General features: G+C 48.8%; 20 protein-coding genes. 9 read left to right on the top strand and 11 right to left on the bottom strand.

Annotated elements, in window-relative coordinates; genetic code table 11:
- Positions 1-13 precede the first annotated feature (13 nt).
- Positions 14-499, bottom strand: a complete 486-nt coding sequence (ectA, locus tag CWE09_RS01770; RefSeq protein ID WP_126802189.1) for a diaminobutyrate acetyltransferase — start codon at positions 497-499, stop codon at positions 14-16.
- 316 nt (positions 500-815) lie between these two features.
- On the opposite strand from ectA, the gene CWE09_RS01765 reads away from it, so the two are divergent.
- Together CWE09_RS01765 and CWE09_RS01760 are read left to right on the top strand one after the other, a co-directional pair.
- The gene (locus tag CWE09_RS01765) at positions 816-1079 is read left to right on the top strand and encodes a YebG family protein (protein WP_126802188.1); all 264 of its coding nucleotides are present in this window, start codon (positions 816-818) and stop codon (positions 1077-1079) included.
- Positions 1080-1154: 75 nt separating this feature from the next.
- Entirely contained in the window at positions 1155-2210 is a 1056-nt protein-coding gene (locus tag CWE09_RS01760; protein WP_126802187.1) for a DUF3083 family protein, read from the top strand.
- A 77-nt stretch (positions 2211-2287) separates the two neighbouring features.
- On the opposite strand, the gene CWE09_RS01755 is transcribed toward CWE09_RS01760, so the two are convergent.
- The 6 genes from CWE09_RS01755 to CWE09_RS01730 all read right to left on the bottom strand — a co-directional run bounded on the left by CWE09_RS01755 (position 2288) and on the right by CWE09_RS01730 (position 6976).
- Positions 2288-2710, bottom strand: a complete 423-nt coding sequence (locus tag CWE09_RS01755) for a DUF3010 family protein (RefSeq protein ID WP_126802186.1) — start codon at positions 2708-2710, stop codon at positions 2288-2290.
- 92 nt (positions 2711-2802) lie between these two features.
- Positions 2803-3165 carry a fumarate reductase subunit FrdD gene (gene frdD, locus CWE09_RS01750; protein WP_126802185.1) on the bottom strand — a complete coding sequence of 121 codons (363 nt, stop codon included), beginning with the start codon at positions 3163-3165 and terminating at the stop codon, positions 2803-2805.
- A complete protein-coding gene (locus tag CWE09_RS01745; RefSeq protein WP_126802184.1) occupies positions 3162-3548 on the bottom strand; it encodes a fumarate reductase subunit C in 387 nt (128 codons plus the stop codon). Before CWE09_RS01745 ends, frdD begins: the two co-directional genes overlap by 4 nt.
- 4 nt (positions 3549-3552) lie before the next feature.
- Positions 3553-4311 carry a succinate dehydrogenase/fumarate reductase iron-sulfur subunit gene (locus CWE09_RS01740; protein WP_126802183.1) on the bottom strand — a complete coding sequence of 253 codons (759 nt, stop codon included), beginning with the start codon at positions 4309-4311 and terminating at the stop codon, positions 3553-3555.
- A complete protein-coding gene (gene frdA, locus CWE09_RS01735) occupies positions 4308-6086 on the bottom strand; it encodes a fumarate reductase (quinol) flavoprotein subunit (RefSeq protein ID WP_126802182.1) in 1779 nt (592 codons plus the stop codon). The genes CWE09_RS01740 and frdA overlap by 4 nt, the downstream gene beginning before the upstream one ends.
- Positions 6083-6976 carry a prenyltransferase gene (locus CWE09_RS01730; RefSeq protein WP_126802181.1) on the bottom strand — a complete coding sequence of 298 codons (894 nt, stop codon included), beginning with the start codon at positions 6974-6976 and terminating at the stop codon, positions 6083-6085. The genes frdA and CWE09_RS01730 overlap by 4 nt, the downstream gene beginning before the upstream one ends.
- Before the next feature lie 181 nt (positions 6977-7157).
- On the opposite strand from CWE09_RS01730, the gene CWE09_RS01725 reads away from it, so the two are divergent.
- Positions 7158-7598, top strand: coding sequence for a hypothetical protein (locus CWE09_RS01725; protein WP_126802180.1), 441 nt, complete (start codon positions 7158-7160; stop codon positions 7596-7598).
- Between the two features lie 54 nt (positions 7599-7652).
- On the opposite strand, the gene CWE09_RS01720 is transcribed toward CWE09_RS01725, so the two are convergent.
- Positions 7653-10643 carry an ExeM/NucH family extracellular endonuclease gene (locus tag CWE09_RS01720; RefSeq protein WP_126802179.1) on the bottom strand — a complete coding sequence of 997 codons (2991 nt, stop codon included), beginning with the start codon at positions 10641-10643 and terminating at the stop codon, positions 7653-7655.
- Between the two features lie 200 nt (positions 10644-10843).
- On the opposite strand from CWE09_RS01720, the gene CWE09_RS01715 reads away from it, so the two are divergent.
- The gene (locus tag CWE09_RS01715; protein ID WP_126802178.1) at positions 10844-12880 is read left to right on the top strand and encodes an alpha/beta hydrolase family protein; all 2037 of its coding nucleotides are present in this window, start codon (positions 10844-10846) and stop codon (positions 12878-12880) included.
- A 666-nt stretch (positions 12881-13546) separates the two neighbouring features.
- Here the strand turns inward: CWE09_RS01715 and CWE09_RS01700 are convergent.
- Complete coding sequence (locus tag CWE09_RS01700; RefSeq protein ID WP_241974280.1) at positions 13547-15769, bottom strand: NADP-dependent isocitrate dehydrogenase; 2223 nt, start codon at positions 15767-15769, stop codon at positions 13547-13549.
- 271 nt (positions 15770-16040) lie between these two features.
- Here CWE09_RS01700 and CWE09_RS01695 point away from each other — a divergent pair, with 271 nt between their 5' ends.
- From CWE09_RS01695 to CWE09_RS01675, 5 genes are all read left to right on the top strand, one after another.
- Complete coding sequence (locus CWE09_RS01695) at positions 16041-16916, top strand: diacylglycerol/lipid kinase family protein (RefSeq protein WP_126802176.1); 876 nt, start codon at positions 16041-16043, stop codon at positions 16914-16916.
- A 170-nt stretch (positions 16917-17086) separates the two neighbouring features.
- Complete coding sequence (locus tag CWE09_RS01690) at positions 17087-19156, top strand: GGDEF domain-containing protein (RefSeq protein ID WP_126802175.1); 2070 nt, start codon at positions 17087-17089, stop codon at positions 19154-19156.
- Between the two features lie 19 nt (positions 19157-19175).
- Positions 19176-20024, top strand: coding sequence for an S-methyl-5'-thioadenosine phosphorylase (gene mtnP, locus CWE09_RS01685; RefSeq protein ID WP_126802174.1), 849 nt, complete (start codon positions 19176-19178; stop codon positions 20022-20024).
- Positions 20017-20625 carry a glycosyl transferase family 2 gene (locus tag CWE09_RS01680; RefSeq protein ID WP_126802173.1) on the top strand — a complete coding sequence of 203 codons (609 nt, stop codon included), beginning with the start codon at positions 20017-20019 and terminating at the stop codon, positions 20623-20625. Before mtnP ends, CWE09_RS01680 begins: the two co-directional genes overlap by 8 nt.
- Complete coding sequence (locus CWE09_RS01675) at positions 20625-21263, top strand: TIGR04282 family arsenosugar biosynthesis glycosyltransferase (protein WP_126802172.1); 639 nt, start codon at positions 20625-20627, stop codon at positions 21261-21263. Before CWE09_RS01680 ends, CWE09_RS01675 begins: the two co-directional genes overlap by 1 nt.
- Here CWE09_RS01675 and CWE09_RS01670 read toward each other — a convergent pair.
- Together CWE09_RS01670 and CWE09_RS01665 are read right to left on the bottom strand one after the other, a co-directional pair.
- Complete coding sequence (locus CWE09_RS01670; protein ID WP_126802171.1) at positions 21253-22194, bottom strand: radical SAM protein; 942 nt, start codon at positions 22192-22194, stop codon at positions 21253-21255. The genes CWE09_RS01675 and CWE09_RS01670 overlap by 11 nt on opposite strands.
- A gap of 101 nt (positions 22195-22295) precedes the next feature.
- Positions 22296-23483, bottom strand: coding sequence for an amino acid ABC transporter substrate-binding protein (locus CWE09_RS01665; protein ID WP_126802170.1), 1188 nt, complete (start codon positions 23481-23483; stop codon positions 22296-22298).
- Between the last annotated feature and the right edge of the window lie 73 nt (positions 23484-23556).

Below are 23556 nucleotides of genomic sequence, written 5' to 3'. Positions count from 1 at the left end.
GCTGCTTATCGGACTAGTTATTTATTGGGCCAATCCGATACAACTCTTCACTGTTATGGTGACCACCAAAATGTCGCTCCCGGTCAAACATAACCTTGGTTTCTATCCCTGCATCCCAGTCTCTTGCTAATGACTTAAATAGTTTTTGCGAGGCCTCGTTGTCAGGAGTAATGGTAGTTTCCAGCCATTTAACGCTTTTAAAAAAATCGCGGTCAAACAGATGCTGCACCATTCTCTTTGCCAGCCCCTGCCCCCGGGCTGCCTCGCCAACTACCACCTGCCAGAGAAAATAAGTATCTGGCTGCTCGGGTTTGATGTAGCCGGAAACAAAACCTACTAAACTCCCCTCATGTTCAGCTGCTACTGCGGTCTTCGCAAAATGACTGGTCTGCAATAAGTTGCAATAGAGAGAATTGGGGTCAAGAGGAGGGTTCTGTTCGACGAGTTCGTTAAGTGCCAGACCGTCTTCCGGGTCCGGTATTTTCAGCTTAATATTCATTAATTCTGATACCTTGTCAGTTTGCATAGTCGCTCGCCGTTGTTCTACACATACCTAATAAACATTAGTACAGTTGGCATCACATTCAACCGTACCTTTCTATTCATGTTCGATTTTTGCGTATAATCCCCCTTACATAGTTCAAAAAATGAGAACTCAATTATTGCTATGTCCCTTGTAAAGAGAGGGTTATACCCGACGCAGTAGTATGGAATTATTTATTTACACTGGTCAGTTATAAATCCTTGATTGCAAACAAAATCTCAATACTGTATAAAATCACAGTGTTTAAACTTATCAAAACAAGGACATCACCATGACTGTGATCACTCAGTACGTAGTTGTTCGCGACGGAGAAGAGAAAATGACCTTTACCTCAAAAGCCGAAGCTGACGCCCATGACAAGATGCTGGATATGGCTGAGAAGCTGTTTCCACTGCTGCAAAAAAGCGGAGCTTTACAATCAGAGAAAGAAGTTGAAGATCTGGCGCTGTTTCTGGCCCGTGAACGTGAGGAGCTGCTTATTGCTTTAAACGCCAAGAAGACGGCTAAACCGAAAAAGCCCCCTACTACTGCTTAATTATTTATCCCAGAACAATATAAAACAGGCGCCGATGTCCTAGACTTAGTTTTTTAAGTTAACAGGGAGCTCACAATGAGTAGTAAACATCGCGCCTATTTACCTACCAATGCCCATTCTAATCAGTATCTTCTGGCTGAAATCAAACCCAGCGATGAGTTCTATGAGGCTTTCAACAGCAGCGACCATTGTTACGACAAGCTAAGTCGATTGTTTTTCCGTCTAGCCGAAGATGAACAACTGACGAATGTGCATTTCATAGCGAATGATAAACTGCCCGTAGTGCGTTTTCATACCGAAGCCCTGACTTTCCAGACCGATAAACAGATTCTGTTTTTCTACAATCCCAACTTCCATGAAGCACAAAATGCTTTTATTAAGCCGGACTACAAAGCCCGTAAAATCCGCATGCTGTTTCTGGCTACCGGTTCTGAGCTACGTGCTAATGCCGCCACGTTCCATTCCCGGGTCAGACGTTTCTTAGTCAAGTTCAAAGCTGAACTGCCTAATATTAAACTGGATATAAAAGTACGTGACCACCAGCACCTGTCCTATGATCTCTTTGCTAAAAGCAAAGGGCATAAAGAGACCTATGCCTACAAGCTCAGAGCACTGTACCCACGTTATCAGGCACGTAAGTGTGATATGCCGGAGAAACACAGCGAAATCACCTACGTGACGGTGACGCTGCCGTTAACCCGCAGATTGAAGCATAACCTTAAAGTCCATCATTCCACTGCTGACCTTTACCAATCACTGCAGGACGCCTTCAGTAAGGCTTGTGAAGGCAAAGAATTAGATCGGCTGGCAATGGTCGCCAATGGCAAAACACCCTTAGTGCGTAACAGTCAGGTTGATGTTTCAGAAGAAAACAGTGAACTGCAAAAAATAAGCTTTGACCCCGCAGCATCTGATCCCCAGTTACTCAGCTTCTGGCAGCCTGATAATCTGGTTGAAGCCGCTCACTTTATTATTGTCGCCAGCCAGCAGGATAAAACTGAAGTAGGTTATGGCCTATTTATGAACCGGGTTGAATCTGCGCTGCATACCTTTGCTAAAAAGCTGGCACTGCGCGAAGAAAAAGACGACGTCGTGGTACGCTTCTATCAGCATATTAGTTACCTGATGTAACTGACTTCGCTGCAACCAAAAAGGGTGGCTTAATGAATAGCCACCCTTTTTGGTTTCTGTCCGCTTTAATGTGCTATTTAATGTGCTAAGAACGCATAGGCCACAGTGAATGCTGTTTTCTGAAAAGCTTTTAAACCGGTATCCTCAAACTCTACCGGCATAGGGTTTCGCTTGAGCTTTTCTTTCAGCTCAGTGCCCGTCATGATACTAACTTCGCGATCTTCAATCAGCTGCATAGCCGCTTCCATTTTAAAACCCACAGCGCCACCGGCAAATTTTCCTTTCTGTGGGCGCTCTTTAATAACAACCTGCTCTACCTGGTAGTCTTCCAGGAATTTAGCAAAAGCAAACTGAAACTTACGCATGTTTTCAGTTTCCTGATCTTTACTTAATTGAAAGCGAATCTGGCGACAGTCAGGCAGCTGAAACAGACCTTCTTCCAGTTCCATCAGGCATATCATCGCCTCGCTACCTTTTATCTCTACTCCACACACACGCATTTCTGTTTTTCTCCGTTAATTTTTAACATTCAACTTTCTATAAGCAAATCATAACACAGCCAGCTGCCCGAGCATGAGGCCAATAGGAGAAATCAGAGCAGGCCAGAAATAAACCAATAAAGAGCCAACGCGCTAAGCAAAGCGGCACTGCCATAACAAATATATTTATTAATGTTATCCCGACCTAGCTTTAAATCATAAAGCCCATGTCGTAGCCGGTGTGCGGCATGAAATAACGGCAGACAAATAACAGCGCCAATAAACACAAAACCGCCCAGACTGAACAGCAAAACATCTGCCCGATTTGCGTCCAGGGCGCCCTGAGGTAGCAGGCCTAAGGGCTGCAGGATAGCTATAAACAAAATAGCGGCAGGCACCACCACTGCAAAACATACACCTCCGGCACTGAAAAGCACCCACCATAAGGGTTCAGCATTCAGTTTGAATTTTTTCATAAGAATAACCATCCAAAAAACAACAGTACTGCTACCACGGCCATCCACTGCCCGGCCACTATGGCCCATGCAGGTATCCTATAATCACCCAGGCTTAAGGGCATAACCCGTGGAAATAACACAAAGAAGGTCAATGCATGATAAAGACTGGCAAGCAATGCCAGTATATTCAGCCCTACCACCCAGCTCTGTTGCATAAAACCCAACCAGGCCAGCCATTGGTTTTCCCCCTGCAGCAGGCTGTAGATGCCCGCCAGCATGCAGCCAATAAAAAAGAGCAGCGGGATGACGGTCGCTTCACGCAGCATGTAAGCTTTAAAAAAACGGTGTTTTAACCACCAGAGAGCATTTAGTGGCTTCTCGAAACCGGCTTTGTTATGCATAAGGTTACCCTTTAAATAAAGCGATGAGCGTGCTTTTAGCCGCCTCGACTTTACCCTGATTGACTGCCGCCGCCGGATCCACGCCTTTAGGGCAGACTTCAGAACAAAACCCCACAAAAGTGCAGCCCCAGACGCCTTCATGGCTGTTTAATTGCGCCATACGCTGGTCTTTTCCTGTATCCCGGCTGTCCAGATTATATCGGTGCGCCAGGGTCAAAGCGGCCGGTCCTAAAAATTCCGCATTCAGGCCAAACTGAGGGCAGGCCGAATAACATAAACCACAGTTAATGCAGTTAGCGAACTGGCGATATTTAGCTAGCTGAGCCGGTGTTTGTTTATAGGGTTCCGTGGATGCTGGCTGTTCGTTGATAAAATCAGGGATAAGATAAGGTTGGACCGCGGTCAGATGCTGCAGAAAAGTATCCATGTCGACCATGAGATCTTTTTCTATAGGAAAATGAGCCAAGGGCTCTATTTTCAAGGGGCCACTGTAATCACGTAGAAAAGTTTTACAGCCTAGCTTAGGAATGCCATTGACCATCACGCCGCAGGAGCCGCAAATCGCCATACGACAGGACCAGCGGTAACTTAAGCTGGGGTCCTGCTCTTCCTTGATGTGGTTTAAAGCATCCAGAATCGACGTGCTTTCATCCATGGGCACGGTAAAAGTCTGCCAGTAAGGCTCGTTATGCTGCTCGGGCAAATAGCGCTGAATCTTTACCTGGGTAATTAGTTCCTGGGTAATTAGTTCTTGAGTGCTCATGACTTAGCCTCCTTGCCCGCATCGCCGTACAGACGTGCAGCAGGCTTTGAAAGACTGGTATCTACCGACTGCCAGGACAGACGGGCCACCTGATCCGGACCCATATAATGCACCAGGCTGTGTTTTAAATACTTCTCATCATTGCGCTCGGTAAAGCCTTCGTCGAGGCGCTGATGAGCGCCTCTGGATTCACGCCGCTCCAGCGCCGCAAGGCAGATGGCTTCAGCCACATCCAAAGCGAAACCAAACTCAAGGCATTGCAGCAGGTCGGTATTATAAGCTTTGCTGGTATCGCCCAGGCCCACCTGTGTATAGGCCTGTTGCAGCTGATGGATGCTGTTAAGCGCCTCCTGCATGCCCTGCTCTGTACGGTAAATGCCACAGCCCTGCTCCATTACGCAAACCAGTTCCCGCTTCAGCACCACCCAGTTTTCACTGCCTTTGCCCTGACGTAACTTATCTAAACGCTGTGCATGTTGCTGTGCCTGCAAACTGAGCTGTTCGCTTTCTATGAAAGTACAGTGCGCAGCCTGCCTGACCGCGGTTTCTCCCGCCAGGCGCCCAAACACCAGCAATTCAGTCAATGAATTAGAACCTAATCGGTTGGCTCCGTGCAGACCTACTGAAGCGCACTCACCAACGGCATATAACCCGGTAACTGAGGTTTCACAATGGGCATCGGTTTCAATGCCACCCATGGTGTAATGCACCGCGGGTCGTATGGGAATGGGTTCTTTGACAGGATCTATATTGACGTAAGATTTGGCCAGTTCGCAGATAAAAGGCAGTCGTTCGTGCAGGTAGTCTTTACCCAAGTGACGTAAGTCCAGATAGACCACATCGCTGTCGCCATATTTTGCAGTTCTGCCCGCCTGTTGCTCGTGCCAGAAAGCCTGCGAGAGTTTATCCCTTGGCCCCAGCTCCATGTATTTATTTTGCGGCTTGCCCAGTTCGGTTTCCGGACCCAGCCCGTAGTCCTGTAAATATCGATAGCCCTGGTTATTGAGCAGGATACCACCTTCACCGCGGCAGGCTTCCGTAATTAAAATACCCGAACCTGGCAGCCCGGTTGGGTGGTACTGGACAAATTCCATATCGCGCAACGCTACGCCCTGGCGAAACGCGATGGCCATGCCGTCGCCAGTAACTATGCCGCCGTTGGTATTAAAACGAAATAGACGCCCTGCACCGCCCGTTGCCATAATGACCGTCTTAGCCCGCAGCAGGGTCAATTCGCCCGTTGCTACTTCAAGCGCGATCACCCCCGCCACCTGGCCCTCGTGCACCACTATATCCAGTACAAAATACTCGTCCAGGCGCTGAATCTGGGCATATTTCAATGAGGTCTGAAATAAGGTGTGTAACATATGAAAACCGGTTTTATCGGCGGCAAACCAGGTTCGTTCTGTGCGCATGCCACCAAAGCGCCGCACTTGCACATTACCTTCTTTGTCGCGGCTCCATGGGCAACCCCAGTGCTCCATTTGCACCAGCTCCTGATGCGCATGACGGACAAAATAATCCACTACGGATTGTTCAGCCAGCCAGTCTCCGCCCGCTACGGTGTCGTCAAAGTGAGCTTCAAGACTGTCATCTTCACGGGTCACTGCGGCCGCTCCACCTTCGGCAGCAACGGTATGCGAACGCATGGGATAGACTTTAGAAACTAAGGCAATACTGAAATTGTCCGCAGCGCTTTCGGCCGCGGCAATAGCAGCGCGCAAACCGGCGCCGCCACCGCCAATAACTACCAGATCAAAATCCAGTTGTTTCATGCTGCTGCCCATAATAAACCCGCTATGATCAATAAAGGAAAAAAATGAATGAGCATTACATTCAGCCCAAGATAAGGAGGCAGAAGCTGCGGCTCGTCCGCATAACGCCACACGCCGGGCAGCAACTTAATGAGTAATAAGCCGCTAAATAAGCCCAGCAAGGTATGCTCAGGCAACCAGCCTGCCATGACGCCCAGTAGCAGCGTTAGATAGCTAAGTATATGAATAGCCATAAAAACAACCGCGCTTTTACGGCGCCCCCACAAAATAGGCAGATGCCTTCGCCCAACTTGACGGTCGGCTTCTACGTCCGGAAACTGATTCAGTAATAACAGATTACTTACCAGCAGCGTCATAATCACAGCCAGTACCACAGCACCTGGGGTTACGCCCACCGATAACACCCAACTGGCGCCCAGGGTCATTAACAAACCAAAACCAACGCCCGGAGCCAACAGGCAAAGAAAGGGAAAACGATTAATATGATTGGTATAGGCGTAAATAATAAACACACCGGGGATACCTAGTAACAGCAACAGCCAGCTTACCTGCGCAGCCAGCCAAAGACCGATAAGTGTCACCATAACCAATGTCAGTATAGCCAGAGTCAGAGCAGGATAGGCTCCTTCCGGATTCGCAACCAGGCTGCCGCTGCCACCGCTAAATGGTGTTTTTGGAGTGAGAAAGTCGAGCCCTGAACGAAAATCAAAGTATTCATTAAATGCATTCACACTGATATGAGCCGCTAATGCCATCACCAGCACGAGTAGCAGATTTGACCACAACAAAATACCCTGTTGCAGCCAGCCTAATGCCGCAGCAAGCGCCACGCAGACCAGGCTCAGAGTTAAGAAGTTAACCCGAGCGACACCGAGAAGAACCTTAAACATAAAAAATCCCTGTTTGTTTGCCTATTAGAGTAGCAGCTACGCCAGAAAAGCTATTGATCTGAAACATTATTGATCTGAAACAGAGATTCAGACTCCGCTAGATTCTTTTGTGAGATTATTGTTATATTCGGCTGGTACGCAACACATGCGTAGGAAAAATAACTAAAACAAGGAATTAGAAATGTCACAAATACAAAGTCAAATTGGCCCAGCAGTAATTCAGGCGCTTATTCTGTGCATAGTTCGCTTCTTCACCATACCATGGCGAATCTGGAAAGGTGCAGCCTACCGGCTGGCAACTATGCGGGAGCACGCTGGCAGTGAAACTGACAAGTCGACTACCACTGAATTCCCGGTTTTCGATTGGTTTCGTGCCGCCTGGGACGGCGTCATCTTTTTATCCTGGTTTGTCGGTGCCTTGATCGCCGTCATAACGCTACTCGGCGGTATTTTTAATCTCGGTTTATTTTCAGGGATAGCTGCCGCCATTGGTGTGCTTGTATACAGCTATTTCGCTGTGATACTGATGTCATTTTTTAAAGAAAGCCTTATTTTACTGCTTTCTATTGCCCTCAACGTCGAGCGCCTGGCCACTGCTAAAAACAAACCCGAAACTGAATAAACTCGTAAAGCCATAAAAACAGGCACCTCACGGTGCCTGTTTTCTTTTGCCATTCTAACACTCAGGGCTGTTTAGCTCTTTACCTAAAGAATGTCTGGGTAAATTACGTAATCCTGGAGTACAGCGCCGCAGGTTCAGTTCGATAACCATGGGATCATGATCGGAAGAACGAAACGGTTGCGTACTGTAAAAGTTATCCGGCTTTTCTAAGAAACCGCCTGGCAGCGTCCCGGTATTGTAGTTAAATACGGGAAGCTCATCCGCATTAATTGGCCAGTAACCTGCATCTACCACCTGTTCTGCCAGTACCGGGTTTGCCAGACCATGGTCCAGGCTTCCTGACTCACCGAAGAAGGTATAACTGTAAACTTCCGGGTTACCATTATTGGCTGCAATCGCCAGGTTGCTGTAGCCCTCGCTCTCCAGCAAACGCATCGGATCTTCCTGTGCATAGGCATTAAAATCGCCCAGCAACAGAACCGCAGCCACACCATTACCGGTAGGATCCTCTTCTAACCAGCGCGCCAGAGCACCTGTTGAGCGGGTTCGCCAGTCATTCCAACAGCCCTGTCCATCGCCCTGGTCAGAGTCCGGACCACTGTCAGGGCATGACGCCTTAGCTCTTAAATGCAGGGCTACCGCAGTGAAACGACCACTGTTATTGGCACGAAAGCTTTGTGCCAGCGCAGGCCGTTGACGGGACGTATCAAAATCAGGATCCACACTCGAATCCAGCACCGCATAGTCACCTATAGGTCGTGCCCGCAATGACTGGTATATAAAGCCAGGCTTTATCGCGTCAGTGCCTAACCAGCCGGTTGCAATGTAGTCCCAGCGACCCAGTCTGTCCGCTTGATTTAAAGCATCTACCAGCATTTGCAAAGTGGCGTCGTCGGCATCATTTTCAACTTCAGCCAGGGCCACTACCTGCGCGTCCAGTGCGATAATGGCAGAGACAATTTTCTGCAGCTGACGTTGCAGTTCCTCTTCATCTGCAGCACCTCGACAGGACAACTGATTCGGGCCGCAGGTTTCACCTGAATCGCCTAAGGTCGCAAACAGGTTTTCCAGATTATAACTGGCCACTCGCAGGTTGCCTCCGGAGGCGATTCCAGGTTGAGCGGTTCTTGGATTGGCCTGGCTTAAATAGTCAGGCAGCTGCTGCGAACGTACCCGGTATTCAGCAAAACTGTAACCCATAACGCCCTGATGGCCCTGCTCAATTCGGTATCCGTTACGTATTGGGTTGTGCGCCGATAACGGCGATACTCCATCCTCGCCGATTAAAAATGGAGTGCGGTTGGAGCCTGTACGACCATCATCCAGAACGAGTCTATTATGCTGATTAGCACGCTTTACAGCCTGGGCTTCAGGGCCTGGGGTTGCGACCTGAGTCGGGATAAATAAAGGACCCTTTGATACCTGAATTTCAGCGAACCGAACTGCATTAAAAACGTCGGTGACGGTCAACTCCTGTGGCAGCTCGACTAACATTCCCTCGACTGCCTCAAACTGAAGAAAATCGCTTATCGGTAATTCCAGAGGCAATGCAGTGACTTGATCTGACTGACCCGTGGTACAGACTTCAAAATCACTCAGGTTACTTATCTGAGTCTGCTCAAAAGACTCTTCTACCTCACCCTGAACACGGACCCGGTCCCCCTCGTTCAGGCTCAGGTATTGTCCCGAAGCATCCACAAATATACCTTCTGAAGTATAGGGATCCGAATCATGTTCATGATCGGCTGCCTGCATATAAAAACCGCCAATCTGGCTCTCGTCAGTGGCTAAAAAAGCTGTGGTCACTATAGCTTCCAGTTGCACTTCAGCGCCCTGCATGGGGCTTTGAAAGTTGCTTCCCTGTACTCTGTGAACAGGGGTTGTCGGAGCACCACATGCAAAATCAACGGGGTCTGACTCCGCCAGCTCGGCAGTTAGCTGCAGTTTGTTGAGCCGCCAGGTACCGCATTCACCCGAAGAATAAACAAAACGAAAGGCAATATGCGCATGCCCCTGTTCGTTCTGTAATTGCTCAAAGCCGTCAAAACGCTGCGGCACATTGTTGTTATCAAAATCAGCGCTGGTAATCACACTCAGCAGAGACCAGCTTGCCGATGAAACGTCCCCACCCTGGTAATCCGTCGAATACAGCACCTCAAGGTCATTATCTCCAGCGAAACCGCGGGCAATTTCAAAAGCAACCCGCTCGTCCTGCTGTGAATCCAGGTCAAATCCAGGTGAAACCAGCCAGCTCTCGCCTGGCTGACAATTGCCATCAAGGAAAGGTGTATAACTAATGTTATTGAAGGATTCATCCCACTCCCAGCTTGATTCACCACTGACAACAAACTGACTCCAGCCCCGGTAAAAAGGATTGCTTGGGAAGTCATTGTCATAAACACCAACACGCGACGCATCCGCTATTCGTACACCCTGCACCCGAATATTATCTAGTCGGTTGTTACCATTTGCACTGCTGGCACCATCCAGTGTTATGCGAAAGTACACCACGGGATTGTCATTAATCGCGCTTACTGACGACAAATCATAGGACTGCACTTGCCAGGAGGACCCCAGGCTGCCTTCATCTACATCCACTAAGTTGTAACTGGCACCATCGGTCGACCAGGAGAATTGACGACTATCAAATCCGGTGCCCGTACCGCGCTGCGCCCAGCTGACCTGAATATCCTGATATTCACGGGTGTCTACGCGCAATACAACAGAAACGCCATTGTTTGTGTTGTTCGTCGCCCCCTGAATAGAAAGAGAACCCCCCGCGGGGAAACCGGAGACCGCGTTGGCCGTGCTTCCGGCAAAGCTTTGTAACCAGCGGTATGCACCGTCAGCGTCCAGTTCGTCATTGAAATCCTGCACATAAAGTTCGCCATAACCCAGGTCCGCATACTGCGGAAAAGAGGCAGGCTCAAAACCAGCACTGCCATCGGCAAGCTGATTGTCGTTCTGTGCCCAGTAGGCAATAGGTTGCTGCGCCCATACGGGCGCCGCAGTTAATAGCATTAATACGGCGAGAAAGATTTTCATATTCTTCTGCTCCTGGCTTGTATACAAAACTGAAGCTTAGTTCTGTATCATGTCAGAACAATGTCAAAAATATGTTAATTGTTTGACCTTTGCAAAGATGCTGCCCGAGAATATCGCGGATTTCATTTATTGTTATACAGTAACAATATTTTTCTCTATGATATTTATGAACTCTTAACCCAAATGTAATGAGATAAACTATGAAAAGACTCAGCATTATGTTCTGCCTTCTGTTGCTGCCTTTTAGTGCAGTACAGGCGGAAGAAAAATTATTAACCCAGGAACTCATCTGGGAAATTGAACGCATAGGTTCGCCGCTGATTTCCCCTCAGGGTGGTCATATTGTAGCTCCTGTCACTAGTTACGATATGGATAGCGATGAAGGCGCAACACGCCTTTGGTTATTTTCTGAAGATGGTGAAGTACAACGTCCGTTAACCGCTGAAGGTCAGCGGGTGAGCAACGCCGTATTTTCGCCTGATGGCAGCAAGCTGGCTTTTATCAGCCAACGCCACAAGGACGAAGAGGGACAAATCTATGTCCTGCCTATCGACGAGCCGGGCGAAGCTTACCGTGTCAGTGATGTACCTACGGAGGCGTACGGCATGAAATGGGTCGGCGAGCACTTTTATTTCATCAGCCGGGTCTGGCCAGATAAAGACTGGGATGAAATTAAGGAGCGCAGACAACACGAAAAAGACTCTAACGTTTCAGCCATGAAATGGACGGCCCTGCCCTATTCTCAGTTTGACCATTATCTGGATGAAAACCGTCAGGCCCATGTATTTCGCATTCCAGTCGAAGATGGCGACAGCACCGATGCGATCGAAGCTATTACTCAGCCTATGGGCATAGAGCTGCCACGCTCTTCACAAGGCACTAGCAGTTATGACGTGTCACCCGATGAAAGCTGGATTGCTTTTAACTCCAACAGCAGTGACAACCAGGTAAACCCGGAAATTGATATCTTTCTGGCGCGCATTGGTAGCGACAGTGCTGAAAACCTGACCGCGGAAAACACCGCCCCCGATGGCAACCCGCTATTCAGTCCAGACGGCCAGACTTTGGCGTATACGCGTCAGCAAATCGCTGGTTTCTACGCTGATACCGCAAATATTGTGCTGATGGACATGGACAGCCGCGAGCAACGTGAGATCAGCGGCGACTGGGATCGTTCAGCACGAGGCCTGGTCTGGTTGCCTGACAGCAGTGGTTTTTATGCCGCAATTGACGACGCCGGTACCTCCCGGGTTTATCATATTGATGCTCAACAAGGCCATGTCAGTGCTATTACTGAAGAGACTAACTTTTCAGGGCTGAGCGTTGCCGACAACGGCACTCTGATAGCCTCCAACGAGAGCTTTCTGCACCCTGCACGACTGGTTCGTATAAACCCGAATTCAGGTAGCGTTACCCGCCTGGATAGCATCAATGATGAGCTGTTAGCTGATGTGTCACTGGGTACCTACGAGTCGGTCACTTATGAAGGCCATGATGGCCAGGAAATTCAGATGTGGGTGCATTACCCTCCTGGTTTCGATGACAGCAAAGAATACCCGCTGTTTCTACTGATTCATGGTGGCCCCCACAGTGCAATCACGGACGGTTTTCATTATCGCTGGAACGCGCAGACTTTTGCTTCCTGGGGTTATGTGACCGCATGGCACAATTTCCACGGTTCCAGTGGTTTTGGTCAGGACTTCACTGATGCGATCAATCCAGACTGGATAACGGCTCCTTATGCCGACACTATTGCTGCCGCTGACTGGTTTAAAGAACAGTCATGGGTAGATAGTGAACGCATGGTCGCTGGCGGTGGCAGTTATGGTGGTTACCTGAGCACTATTTTGCTGGGCCGGGAACATCCGTTCAAGTCACTGGTAATCCACGCGCCGGTCTACAACATGTATTCGCAAATGTCAGCGGATTTCGCAGTGCACTCAGAACGCTTCGGCGATTACTGGGACCAGCCTGAAATTTACCAGGATATTTCTCCGCATTATTTTGCCGGTGATTTTGAAACACCAGCACTGTTGATCCACGGACAACAGGATCTGCGTGTTCCGGTTGGTCAGAGCTTCGAACTCTTCCGCACGCTGCAGTCGCGTGGTGTAGAGTCTGAGTTGATCTACTTCCCGGATGAGAACCACTGGATCTTAAAACCTAATAACTCAGTGTACTGGTACAACGAAGTACAGGATTGGGTAGAGCGCTGGGCCGAGCCAGGCTCACGTTAATGCCCAAAATAAATGACAGGAATGGATTGTAGGGCAGGTTCCACCAGAGGTACGGTGTTGCTGGTTTTGGTAGGGCAGGTTTCACCTGCCGCCGGCCCTGCAGAAAACCGGAACGCTTACACGGCAGGCCCAGCCTGCCCTACGCGGAATTAAGCAGGTTCCACCAGAGGTACGGTGTTGCTGGTTTTGGTAGGGCAGGTTTCACCTGCCGCCGGCCCTGCAGAAAACCGGAACGCTTACACGGCAGGCCGAGCCTGCCCTACGCGGAATTAAGCAGGTTCCACCAGAGGTACGGTGTTGCTGGTTTTGGTAGGGCAGGTTTCACCTGCCGCCGGCCCTGCAGAAAACCGGAAGGCTTACATGGCAGGCCGAGCCTGCCCTACGCGGAATTAAGCAGGTTCCACCAGAGGTACGGTGTTGCTGGTTTTGGTAGGGCAGGTTTCACCTGCCGCCGGCCCTGCAGGATATCTGGATGCCTACACGGCAGGCCCAGCCTGCCCTACCGACCTGCTCGAAAGTCGGTTCACGGCGGCCTGGCAAGGCCAAATCTCCTGCCACCGGGAGCTGTTGGTGATTTTTTGGGGTTTACACGGCAGGCCGAGCCTGCCCTACGAAAAAGGCCCGCGTTGCGGGCCTTTTACTATATACCGGGAAAATCCGGTTCGCTTACAATGATGCTAAAGTATCATTCAGTAACTTGCTTGGACGCATAGCTTTAGAAACCAGGTCGGTGTTCGGTTCAAAGTAGCCACCAATTTCAACTGCCTTGCCCTGCACTTCGTTAAGCTCTTTAACGATAGCCGCTTCGTTACCAGTCAGTGCTTCGGCCAGCTTACTAAAGCGTGCTTTAAGTTCACTGTCTTTATCCTGGTTAGCCAGCGCTTCTGCCCAGTACATGCCCAGGTAGAAATGGCTGCCACGGTTGTCCAGTTCACCAGCTTTACGTGACGGTGACTTATTGTTCTCAAGGAACTTGGCAGTCGCCTTATCCAGGGTTTCTGCCAGGATCAGAGCACGCTCATTGTCCGTAGCGCGACCCAGGTGTTCCAGCGACGCGGCTAAGGCCAGGAATTCGCCCAACGAGTCCCAACGTAGATGGTTTTCTTCCACAAACTGCTGCACGTGCTTAGGTGCTGAACCGCCAGCACCGGTTTCAAATAAACCACCGCCGTTCATCAGTGGCACTATCGAAAGCATTTTAGCACTGGTGTTCAGTTCCAGAATCGGGAACAGATCGGTCAGATAGTCACGTAACACATTGCCCGTTACTGAAATGGTGTCTTTGCCGTCTTTCAAGCGCTGCAAAGTGTGACGAGTGGCATCCACCGGGTTCATGATCTGGATATCCAGGCCATCGGTGTCATGCTCTTTTAAGTACTCTTTAACTTTAACAATCAGCTCACGGTCGTGCGCCCGGTTGTTGTCCAGCCAGAATACCGCAGGCATGCCACTCAGGCGTGAACGGTTAACCGCCAGTTTTACCCAGTCGCGGATAGGTGCGTCTTTTACCTGGCACATGCGCCAGATATCGCCCTTCTCAACTTTATGCTCAAAAATAACGTCGTCGCCCTGATTAACAACCTGTACTGTGCCGTCCGCAGGGATTTCAAAAGTTTTATCGTGTGAACCGTATTCTTCTGCTTTTTGTGCCATCAGGCCAACGTTGGGTACTGTACCCATAGTGGCTGGATCAAAAGCGCCGTGCTCTTTACAGAAGTTAATAGTTTCCTGATAAACGCCCGCATAGCTGCGGTCCGGAATCATGGCTTTGGTATCATCCTGAGTGTTCTCAGGAGTCCACATTTTACCTGAGTCACGGATCATTGCTGGCATAGAGGCATCGACAATGATGTCGCTTGGCACATGCAAGTTAGTGATGCCCTTATCTGAATTGACCATGGCCAGTGCCGGATTACTGTTGTAAACCGCTTTCAGATCCGCTTCCAGCGCTTCGCGCTTATCTGTGGGTAACTTGTCCAGCTTACTGTAAACATCACCAATGCCATTAGTCGGGTCAAAATCGATATCTTTTAAAGCATCAGCATGTTTAGCCAGGGCTTCTTTATAATAAACGCGCACCGCATGGCCAAACATAATAGGGTCTGAAACCTTCATCATGGTGGCCTTCAGGTGCAGTGACAACAATACACCCTCTTCTTTAGCGGCTTTGGTTTCTTTTTCGAAGAACGCCTGCAGCTTGTTTTTGCTCATGACAGCAGCATCAGCCACTTCGCCTGCCAATACTTTAACGGACTCTTTTAATACGGTTTGCTGACCGTTGCTGTTAAAGACAATTTTAAGCTCGTCTTCACCGCCAAAAGTCTTCGATTGTTCACTACTGTAGAAATCGCCATCCTGCATATGCGCAACATGGGTTTTTGAATCTTTGCTCCAGACGCCCATTTTGTGCGGATGTTTTTTAACAAAGTTTTTAACAGCCGCAGGTGCACGACGATCTGAGTTACCTTCACGCAAGACAGGATTTACTGCACTGCCTTTGACCCGATCATAGCGAGCACGAATATCTTTTTCTTCATCAGTTTGCGGATTGTGCGGATAATCAGGAAGGGCAAAACCCTGCGCTTGTAATTCTTTGATAGCCGCCTGCAATTGGGGAATAGAAGCGCTAATATTAGGTAACTTAATGATATTGGCTTCAGGAGTCTTCGCCAGTTCACCCAGTTCGGCTAATGCGTCGGACTGACGCTGGTCTTCTTTCAGGTACTCAGAAAAGTTTGCAATGATACGGCCAGCCAGGGAAATATCACGTGTTTCAATAGAGACACCGGCCGCTTTAGTAAACGCCTGGACGATGGGAAGTAGCGAATAAGTTGCCAGTCGTGGCGCTTCATCTGTTTCGGTGTAAATAATTTTTGAGTGGTCAGACATAATAATTCCTGTTTATCAAAGCACGTATTAGAATTTGAATCGGTAATGATTATAGCAGTCAGCGGTTGTCAGGCCTATATGCAACCGCAAGGCTGAAGCCATTGCTAAGTAAAGAGATTTTTCCGCTTACGACTAAAGTATGTTGGTGGTCGGCTGCACAATTTCAAGGTTAACCGGATTATTTTGCATTTTTAATACGGTTACTCATTTGTCATTAACCCGCACACTATGCAAATATCCTAACTAACCAGGCAAATATGAAGTTAAATTTATGAACTCTGAACGGAAAATCGTGGTTCTGCACAATCCAGCATTACACCTGCGTCGTCAGCTGTTGTTTAAAAGGTTGCAGAAAAAATTGCCGAAATCTGCGCTTATTATCGACAGCAGCGGCGACTACGCTGCCGATTTAGTGCACTTAAAAGAGGCCTGTAAGGATGCCGACCTGCTGATCTCAGTTGGAGGTGACGGCACTTTGAACCTGGCCGTGAATGCCATTGCCGGTACTTCGACGGTTCTTGGCGTATTACCTGCTGGCAGCGGCAATGATTTTGCCCGTATCTGGGTTGCGGGTTTAAGCACCGATGACCGCATAGACACCGCGCTCAATGGTAACCCGATGAGCATTGATTTAGGCAAGGTCAACGAACGCTACTTTTTAAATATTGCAGGCATTGGTTTTGATGCCCATCTCATAGAAAGCCTGCGCCACAAAACCTGGCCGCGGGGTTTTAGTTACATCTTAAAAGCCCTGCCCCTACTCCCTTTATATAAAGCGCGCGAAATAGCGGTGGAAGATGCCAGTGCCAAGGTTAATAGCGGTAGCTCACGGCGCAGCTTTATGCTGACTTTAGGCAATGGCCGTTACTTTGGTGCAGGCTTACCTATTACCCCCCACGCCCGGGTGAACGACGGTTTACTCGCTTATTGCCACCTCAAAGAAGGCAATCGGCTGGGCACCATCTGGCGTTTAGCCCGTATGGTTTTTCAAAAACATCTGAATGCAGTTAATGTGCAAACCGGGCAACTCAGCGAGATTACTGTCACCACTCCCGGCATTCCGATTCAGGCCGACGGCGAATACCTCGGGGTTACTCCGGCGCAAATAAGCATTCAGCCAGGTGCCCTGCGTATTAATAAGCCCTAGACCCTGTTTTCCTGCATACTTCCTGCGTAACTGCACTGCCCCTGATGCCCGCAGGCCCTTAAACTGTTCTTTTTGTAAACAGTCCAGCACATCCATATTGTAGCTTTGCTAACAATCGTTTATTATTAGAACAATAACAATAATTAAACAATACGGGCACTAATGATTTTATGAATACAGGTAACTTGCAGCGGTTTTTCCTGTGTCTGATTATATTAATAAGCTATTCCAGTGCCCACGCTGATACAAATAGCGCCCTGAATGATAATTTTGTGGCTGAACTGGATCCCGCCCTTGAAAGGCGTCTGGATGATGTACTGGATGTTGGTTTTTATCCCCGGGACCAGCAAGCTTTCCAACAAATATTGCAAGAGCTGGACGAAAATACCCCCATAGCTACGCGTATCAGGGCGGAAAGTTATCGCATTCTGGATATGGCGCTAAGAAAAGATAACTTCGAACTTGCATTTAGCCAAAGTGAAGAACTTATAAACCTGGCTAAAGCTCAAGCGCCCGCTAACGGACAGCTGGAGGCACTGGCTATCCGCGCGGAACTTTTTTTACGCTCCAGCGACACTGCTGAAGCTCTCAGGCTGGTACCTGATATTGAAGTTTTAATGGAGCAGGCTCGAAACCCCCGTATTTTATTTTATGCCAATCACTTAATAGGCCGAATTCTACGTGAAAGTTCACAGTACGAATCTGCATTAGAGTATCTGTTTACAGCCCACGACGTAATTTCCAAAACCGACGATCTCAACACTCAGCGTCGCCGCCAGTTTGTAAATTTACACATTGGTCGTTTGCACTCAGATCTGGAAAATAACAGCGCCGCCTTATCCTTAACAGAACAAACTATTAAAGAGTCCCTCGAGTACGGTTTGCATTCACGCTTACCTGATCTTTATCTGCTTAAAGGCTATATCCTGGGCCAGGAAGGACCTTCACAGGAAGTTTTAGACACCTACGCTGAAGCAACAGCCTGGGCTGAAGAGGTAAACGATGACAGAGTTCGCCTCATAGGGCGCAATAATACCGGCTCAGTACTTATACTAATGGACCGTCTATCTGAGGCATCAATGGTGCTTACGGAAGGCCAGCAATTAGCCCGCGAGCTTAACCGAGCCTTACCCCGTGCTATTATGGAATTTAATCTTGGCTATATAGAGGTTCGTCGGGGCAATGAAGTCGAAGGCCTGGCAGCGATGGAAGCTGCGGTAGAAGATATTCGCAATTACTCCAGGGATGCTGAATTAGCTCACGTACTCAGTCACCTCGCCGATGCTTACGAGATCGCTGAAGATTACCAGCAGCAGGCGCAGACTCTGATAGAACAACAAAGTCTGCGCAACGCTATTTTTCGTAGTGAACGCGATCAGGCGATCAGCGAATTACAGATTCGTTATGAAGCTGAAGAACAAAAACAACAGATACTCTTGCTTGAACAGCGGGGAGAACTACAAACCCGTTTGCTGGAAAATAAGCAGCTACAACAGCGTGTCGTAGTACTTTTCATTATTGTCGTAATCATGGCGTTATGCCTGGTATATATCGCCTATCGGGCGGCACGAAAAACTAACCAAAAACTGAATGAAGCCAATGAAAAATTACAGGACCAGTCGCTAAAAGATCCCTTAACTGGCTTACAGAATCGACGTTCACTGCAACAAGCCTTAACTGAACGTAAACGTTTACCTGGCGAGCAAGACGCACTTTTATTGCTTGATATTGATTTATTCAAACAAATTAATGACCGTGAAGGGCATGCCGCTGGTGATGCTGTGTTGGTTGAACTAGCTGCGCGTCTAACAAAAACATCTCGTGGTACTGATATGGTGATTCGCTGGGGTGGTGAGGAATTTTTGATTTACTTACGCGGTACCAACTGCGAAGCACTTCCCGAATTCGCACGACGTGTACTCGATATTATCGCTTCGGAGCCCATAATCTATCAACAACGTGAGATTAAAGTATCTGCCACCGGTGGCTTTATTACATTGCCTTTCGCTGGATTAGACGAAACTGAACTGGATTGGGAAAGAGCTCTGCAAATTGCAGATATGTCGCTCTATATCGGAAAGTCTCAGGGCCGCAATCAAATCACCGGAGTACTCGGCATTAACGTGCCCTATGCTCAAGTACGTGAAGCCCTGGCATCTGACTTAGCAAAAGCTATTAGTAATAACTGGGTTGAAATTACAACCATTAAAGGGCCGCCGAAAAAGGCCAAAAAATCGTAGGCACTCAGGAGGAACCCGCATGTTAGCAGTTATTGGTGGTTCCGGCTTATATCAGCTGGACGGTCTGGAAACAGAACAGGAACATCAGCTTGAAACTCCCTTTGGCGCAACTTCAGCACCAATTATTCAGGGGCGTTATCAGGGACAAAGTATTCTTTTTCTGGCCCGCCACGGTGCTGGTCACAAGTTTCTTCCCCATGAAGTAAATTATCGCGCCAATATTTTTGCACTGAAAAAACTGGGCGCCACACGTATTTTTGCCGTTTCAGCTGCTGGCAGCTTACGTGAAGAGTTAAAACCCGGTGATCTGGCACTGGTCTCGCAGTATTTCGACCACACCCGGGGCAAGCGAGCTTATAGCTTCTTCGGCGACGGCATAGCCGCTCACGTTTCCACCGCTCACCCCGCCTGCCCTGCACTACAACACGACATTGAAGCGGCAGCAAAACGTATACAGCAGCCGCTGCATGCAAATAAAACCTACGCCTGTGTAGAAGGCCCTCGTTTAGGTACTCAGGCCGAAAGCTTCTTTTTACGCGATGCTGCAAACTGTGACCTGGTGGGCATGACCAATGTTCCTGAGGCATTTCTTGCCCGCGAAGCCCAGCTGGCTTATTGCACACTTTGCCTGGTCACAGATTACGACTGCTGGATGGAAGATCCGGCAATGCATGTCAGCGTGGAAAAGTTTTTTGAAGTCTATGGCGGAGCTGTTAATGAAGCAAAAGCCGTACTGACTGAACTGGTTAATCATCCATTTAGTGAAACGCCTGACAACATAAAACAGGCGCTGAGCAACGCAGTACTGACTGCAGATGACAGCTTAAGCACGGCACAAAAAGCCTGGCTGGATATCTTACGTGCTTAATAAGCTAAGCATTATTATTCCGGTCGCCGAAGGCGAGCAGTCGGTGCAAAATCTGTTACCCGACCTGCAAGGGGCCAGCAAGGACATTATTATTTGCTCAGAAGGTACCCGGGCCCTTAGCCTGAACTGGGGTGCGCAGCAGGCACAGGGAGAGTTTTTGTGGTTTCTGCACGCAGACAGCCGGGTGAGTCAGGACAACCTGATTCAGCTTCAAAAACAGTTACAGCGTTTCCCTCAGGCTCTGCATTATTTTGACCTGCGTTTTGACCAGGGTGTTCTACCCCGGCTCAATGCCTGGGGTGCCAACATACGTTCACGCCTGTTCAAAGCCCCTTATGGAGATCAGGGCTTTTGCATTCATCGCGATCAGTTCAAAAAAAGCGGCGGTTTTGCAGAAGATGTCGCCTATGCTGAAGACCTCTTTTTTGTCTGGCGTGCTCAGCGACAAGGTATACGGCTTAACCGTATACCTTCAAAGTTAGTCACCAGTGCGCGTAAATACCGACAACAAGGATGGCTGAAGCTGACCTTAACTTACCAAAAACGTTGGTTATGCCTGACAATAAAGCACCTGATCAATAAGTACAGGAGTGACCACTAATGAACACGGCCATTGCTATTTTTGTCAAAACACCCTCACTTTCGCCAGTCAAAACCCGGCTTGCAGCTTCTATTGGCAAAGAAAAAGCACAGCAGTTTTTCATTCACAGTCTGCAAGCGGTAGAAGAAACTGTTGCGGCCAGTGACGCGGATCTATATTGGGCGGTCGCCGAGAAAGAAGGTCTGCAAGATCCCTTGTGGCAGCAGCACCAAAGGCTCCACACCGGTGAGGGGGATCTGGGACAACGTCAGCATCATATTTACCAGAGTCTGCGCCAGCAGTATGCAAAGGTTATTTTAATTGGCGCTGATGCCCCTCAGTTATCGCAGGAGCTTCTGCAACAGGCTATACAAGCGCTTGACCACAGCGAGCTGGTGCTGGGCCCAGCTACCGATGGAGGCTACTATCTTTTTGCTGGCACTGTCGATCTGGATGCTGCTGTCTGGACTGATATTCCCTGGAGCACAGAGCAAACCCGTGAAAGTCTGCAACGTAAACTGCCCTTTCAGGCAGCTTTACTGCCCACCCTGAGCGATGTCGATACCCTTGGAGATTTAACTCTGGTTTTAGAAGAACTACCGCTCACACCAGGCCCCATGCAACGCCAGGTTTTTAACTGGATTCGGGTTAATCGCTAACGCTGCAGGAACCGCCTCCTAACACACAGAATTTAGCGCAATGCCGATGATTCAACTGTACCGATTGACTGGCCTCTTTGAGCGAGTGGCCCAGATTAAACTGTGGATCATATGCCAGCAAAGTACAGGCCATCACCGAAGCTTTATCATCGCCTTTATGCTTCACCACCATGCGTGAGGAAGCACACATCATGTCATCCGGGTTCACTCCTAAAATGCCCCAGCATGCAGTGGTGATTTCAGGCACATCCGCGTTTTCATCCATTTCCGGGAAAAGCACCAGCTGTTGCTGGTTATAAGCATCCACATCAATGTCGTACTGTGCAAAAAACTCAGCGAAACCAGCACGTAATTCGTCTTCTTTTTCGCCCCAACGGGTACGGCCTGCGACATCAATGTTAAAGCCATGCTCTGACAACCATTGCAGTCCGTGCAACATAGGTTTCCAGGAACCCGGTCCGCGTTCTTCTTCATGTAATTCAATTTTGAAGTGATCGACAGACACCCGCATGGTTAACAATTCACCATAATTTTCCTGCAGTTCCAGTAGTGCTTTACTGCGTCGGGTCATCAAGGTCATTGCGTTAGTCAGTATCAGAAGCTTAAATCCCCGCTCCAGGCAGGCTTGCATAATAGGAATAATGTGCGGGTTAATGAAAGGTTCGCCGCCAGTCAGGCCTATTTCTGTGGTGGCCAGTTGTTCCTCTTGTATCTCATCTAAAAAAGCAACCACGTCTTCCAAAGTCAGGTAACTTAAGCGGTCATTATCCGGCGACGACTCAATATAGCAATTTGCACAGGCCAGATTGCAACGGGTACCCGTATTAAACCAAAGCGTTGATAATTCTTTCAGAGCCACCGAAGCACGGGGTTCGCCCTGTGCTGTCTGATAAGGGTCAAAAAACTTTATTACCTGAGCCTGAGTGCTCATACTACTTACCTCTATTTTGATGACAGTACAAAGATGACAGTACGCATAACCATAAAACTTATCTGTCTGTTAGTACGCCCTCACTTAATCTTTAGTTCAACTTAGCGCTGGTCCCAGGCTGGCATCGGAATGCGCGGCTCTGCAATAGCCACATCAGCCGGCCAGACCACCACTTTCTCGCCATCCTGCCACTGAATAAAAACGCCCTGATTAGCCGTCTGGTAACCGCGTTCATCAACCGCATACTGGCTAAATACGGTACTGCTTTCCAATGCTAATAATTCGTCCCGTATGGCATCCTGATCCAGGCTGCCCGCTTTTTCTACCGCTTCAGCAAACAACTGACAACTGCCATAACCACCGGCGGCATGGAAGCTGGGCTCACGATCAAAGCGTTCCTGATAAGCAGCTACAAATTCTTCATTACCTGGATTTGGTAAACTGGCTTCCCAGGCGGAAAGACCAAATACGTATTCAGCGGTAGCGCCCAGTTCCTGCTGAAATTCATCGACAGCGCCGGAGGTACCAAACATGCGCAGGTTTACCTTCTGCTCCTGCAGTTGTTCAGCCATATCAATAAAATGATTCAGTGACGATGCTGCCATCGCCAGCACTTCAACACCGGTACGCTCAAACTCCTGGATCAACGATGAGAAATCAGGCCCGCCATTGCCATAGTCACTGCCATAAGTATAGTGGGTCAGTACCTGCATGCCCTTCTCACGGGCCAGTTGCGCTGCACCCTCGGCTGCAGCTTTTGGAAACAAGGCGTCTTCTGCGACTACCGCAACCCGCTCATACCCCTGCTCCGCCGCCATTTCTATTAAACCGGCAAGAAACAGCTCTGCAGGTGGTAACACCATAAAAAGATACTCACGATCCTGCTCCCATATCGAGCTGGTGGCTGCCAGAGGAGAGATCTGCACCATGCGGTGTTGTTCTGTAACGGGCGCTATGGCTTCCGTTAATGTAGAACCATAAGGCCCCATGATGGCATCTACCTGCTCATCAACAATTAATTGCTGGTATAAAGCTACCGCACGTTCGCTGTCAGACTCATCATCATGAATAATAAACTCGATATCACGGCCCAGCAGTCCGCCGTCCCGGTTGATATGTTCCTGACACAACAGATAACCATTGGCAGCGGCACTGCCCTGAGTTGAGTAGGCTCCACTTTGCGACATAGTCGCCCCAATACGTATAGGGTCATTGCTCTGAGAGCAGGCTATAGTTGTCAAAGCAACGCCAACAAGAGTGGCTATACGGGTACATGCGGACACAGACATAAAGTCATCCTGAATAATTCGTGATTAACTTAAACCATAGCAATAAACAAAGGTCATTGATACGGCTTGAAAA

It is taken from the genome of Aliidiomarina minuta, assembly GCF_003987145.1.
Classification (GTDB): Bacteria; Pseudomonadota; Gammaproteobacteria; order Enterobacterales; family Alteromonadaceae; genus Aliidiomarina; species Aliidiomarina minuta.
The sequence above is the reverse complement of the archived record's forward strand: the minus strand, read 5'-3'. Positions and strand labels throughout refer to the sequence as shown.

Coding starts and splice junctions, on each gene's coding strand:
- CWE09_RS01730 (WP_126802181.1), bottom strand. CDS start 6,976: ATGTTTAAGGTTCTTCTCGGTGTCGCTCGGGTTAACTTCTTAACTCTG.
- CWE09_RS01690 (WP_126802175.1), top strand. CDS start 17,087: ATGAATACAGGTAACTTGCAGCGGTTTTTCCTGTGTCTGATTATATTA.
- CWE09_RS01745 (WP_126802184.1), bottom strand. CDS start 3,548: ATGCATAACAAAGCCGGTTTCGAGAAGCCACTAAATGCTCTCTGGTGG.
- ectA (WP_126802189.1), bottom strand. CDS start 499: ATGAATATTAAGCTGAAAATACCGGACCCGGAAGACGGTCTGGCACTT.
- CWE09_RS01765 (WP_126802188.1), top strand. CDS start 816: ATGACTGTGATCACTCAGTACGTAGTTGTTCGCGACGGAGAAGAGAAA.
- CWE09_RS01675 (WP_126802172.1), top strand. CDS start 20,625: ATGAACACGGCCATTGCTATTTTTGTCAAAACACCCTCACTTTCGCCA.
- CWE09_RS01695 (WP_126802176.1), top strand. CDS start 16,041: ATGAACTCTGAACGGAAAATCGTGGTTCTGCACAATCCAGCATTACAC.
- frdA (WP_126802182.1), bottom strand. CDS start 6,086: ATGAAACAACTGGATTTTGATCTGGTAGTTATTGGCGGTGGCGGCGCC.
- CWE09_RS01715 (WP_126802178.1), top strand. CDS start 10,844: ATGAAAAGACTCAGCATTATGTTCTGCCTTCTGTTGCTGCCTTTTAGT.
- CWE09_RS01665 (WP_126802170.1), bottom strand. CDS start 23,483: ATGTCTGTGTCCGCATGTACCCGTATAGCCACTCTTGTTGGCGTTGCT.
- mtnP (WP_126802174.1), top strand. CDS start 19,176: ATGTTAGCAGTTATTGGTGGTTCCGGCTTATATCAGCTGGACGGTCTG.
- CWE09_RS01740 (WP_126802183.1), bottom strand. CDS start 4,311: ATGAGCACTCAAGAACTAATTACCCAGGAACTAATTACCCAGGTAAAG.
- CWE09_RS01700 (WP_241974280.1), bottom strand. CDS start 15,769: ATGTCTGACCACTCAAAAATTATTTACACCGAAACAGATGAAGCGCCA.
- CWE09_RS01720 (WP_126802179.1), bottom strand. CDS start 10,643: ATGAAAATCTTTCTCGCCGTATTAATGCTATTAACTGCGGCGCCCGTA.
- CWE09_RS01670 (WP_126802171.1), bottom strand. CDS start 22,194: ATGAGCACTCAGGCTCAGGTAATAAAGTTTTTTGACCCTTATCAGACA.
- CWE09_RS01755 (WP_126802186.1), bottom strand. CDS start 2,710: ATGCGTGTGTGTGGAGTAGAGATAAAAGGTAGCGAGGCGATGATATGC.
- CWE09_RS01760 (WP_126802187.1), top strand. CDS start 1,155: ATGAGTAGTAAACATCGCGCCTATTTACCTACCAATGCCCATTCTAAT.
- frdD (WP_126802185.1), bottom strand. CDS start 3,165: ATGAAAAAATTCAAACTGAATGCTGAACCCTTATGGTGGGTGCTTTTC.
- CWE09_RS01725 (WP_126802180.1), top strand. CDS start 7,158: ATGTCACAAATACAAAGTCAAATTGGCCCAGCAGTAATTCAGGCGCTT.